We start from the raw sequence: 1835 nt of genomic DNA on the forward strand, positions 1-1835 counted from the left end.
CGTTTACACGGGTCCTATTGTCTTCTGATGGACGCGATTATCAAGCGGTAATGAATTACATCGCGCAGGGGCGATCGTACATTCATGCCGCCATGCTGGTAGCCAACAAACACTATGGCCTATCCAAAAACGTGTTAGTGGAAGGAGGGCTTGCTGATGCTGCGTCATTATAAAACCCAACTCTTGATTCTAGCGGGTTTAGTCTTGTCTGGCATGGTGTTATGGAGCATGCACAAGCCCGCACCGCTGGCTGTGGTGGATATGCAGCGGTTACTGAATCAGCCTGCTGTTTTATTGAGTCAAAGTAAGTTATCAGAACAAGAACAAAAGAAGGTGTTAAAGCAGTACTCTTCGTTATTGCCTCAGACCTTGTCTCAGTATGGGGCTTCTCATCATGTGACCTTAATCACAGCAACAGTGATTTCCAGTGGACGCTTCGATGTGACGGATGAGGTGATTGCAGCAACATTGGAAAAGCTGGGTGCATTATGAAGAAAGTAGCGGGTTTGATTGCAGCACTCTTAATGAACGGAGCTCCGGTATATGCCAAAAACTTAGGCAATTACGGTCAGCTTTTTCCTGTTGTCGAGCAAGACATCCGCCAGGTCATCATGGCGAAGCTGCATCGCTTAGAGCAATCAGGTGCCTTGAAACAACATCAACAACAAATAGTGGCGCGAGTGGAGGAGCATGTGAGAAGACCAAAACCTCTTCATTTACCTACGACGAACACTCCTAAAACGCATGAATTAGATCCAAGTATCGTCGTGAATCAAACGCTTTATACCCATGATGGGACGATGATTGCGAAGAAAGGGACGCATCTTAATCCTTTTGAACGCGTATCAATTTCTAAAACACTGTTTTTTTTCAATGCCGATGATCCGAAGCAACTTGCCTGGGCCAAAGCGCATTATAAGCATTTTGACCAGGTGAAATTTATTTTAATCGGAGGGGATGTTAAGACAGCTTCCGAAGTTTTTGGTTCGGTTTATTTTGATTTGGAAGGGCGCTTGAGTCGTTATTTTCACTTAAAGCATGTGCCTTCCGTAGTCAGCCAAAAAGGATTGGTTTGGCGTATTCAAGAAATTGGTCAACACGAGTTACGCAAATAGGAGTAGGTACTATGAATAAAAAAACGTTGATTACCCGATTCATGGTGCTGTTTTTATTGAGTTCGCTGAACTTCGTCTATGCGTCTCAGTGCAAAGGACACTTTGTTAATCCAATTACCGATGTCTGCTGGAATTGTTTGTTTCCACTTACTATTGGCAGTAGTGAAGTGGTTAAAAGCAGTTATCCTGATACAAAAAATCCAGGTAATCCTGTGTGCTTATGCCCTACACCCATTGGCGAGCGTTTAGGCGTCACTATTGGTTATTGGGAACCTGCTGCCTTGGTTGATGTAACTCCTAAACCATGGTGTATGGTCAATTTAGGAGTACAACTGAATGTCACTAAAAAAGGGTTAGGTGGCTCACAGATGCCGGAGACCGATGGACGCGGTGCGTTTTATTACGTTCATTGGTACAAATACCCTCTGGTTTATTGGCTGCAAGTATTAACGTCCTTAGGGTGTATGGAAACTGAAGATTTTGACATCTTATATCCGTCGGAGTTAGACCCCACTTGGAATGATTCAGAACTGGCCTTTGTTCTAAATCCTGAAGCCGTTTTATTTACCTCCTCGTCTGCAAGAGCTTCTTGTGCCTTTGATGCGACCAAAGCACTTGCAGGCACTGCCGTGAACAGTCTTTTTTGGTGCCAGGGTGCGCAAGGTTCTACGTATCCATTAACGGGGTTTGTGGCACATCAAGCAAGTCCTATAAGTACCG

General features: G+C 44.5%; 3 protein-coding genes. All 3 read left to right on the forward strand.

All coding sequences use genetic code 11. From position 1 onward, the window contains the following. The first annotated feature begins 156 nt into the window (after positions 1-156). The gene (trbI, locus tag A8O27_RS17945) at positions 157-492 is read left to right on the forward strand and encodes a type-F conjugative transfer system protein TrbI (RefSeq protein WP_058460957.1); all 336 of its coding nucleotides are present in this window, start codon (positions 157-159) and stop codon (positions 490-492) included. Beyond that, complete coding sequence (gene traW / locus A8O27_RS17950; protein ID WP_064115159.1) at positions 489-1115, forward strand: type-F conjugative transfer system protein TraW; 627 nt, start codon at positions 489-491, stop codon at positions 1113-1115. Before trbI ends, traW begins: the two co-directional genes overlap by 4 nt. 11 nt (positions 1116-1126) lie before the next feature. Next, positions 1127-1835, forward strand: a 709-nt coding sequence (gene traU / locus A8O27_RS17955; RefSeq protein WP_064115160.1) for a conjugal transfer pilus assembly protein TraU, incomplete at its 3' end; no start/stop codon positions are given.

The sequence above is a fragment of the Legionella bozemanae genome (assembly GCF_001648595.1).
GTDB classification, from domain to species: Bacteria; Pseudomonadota; Gammaproteobacteria; order Legionellales; family Legionellaceae; genus Legionella; species Legionella bozemanae.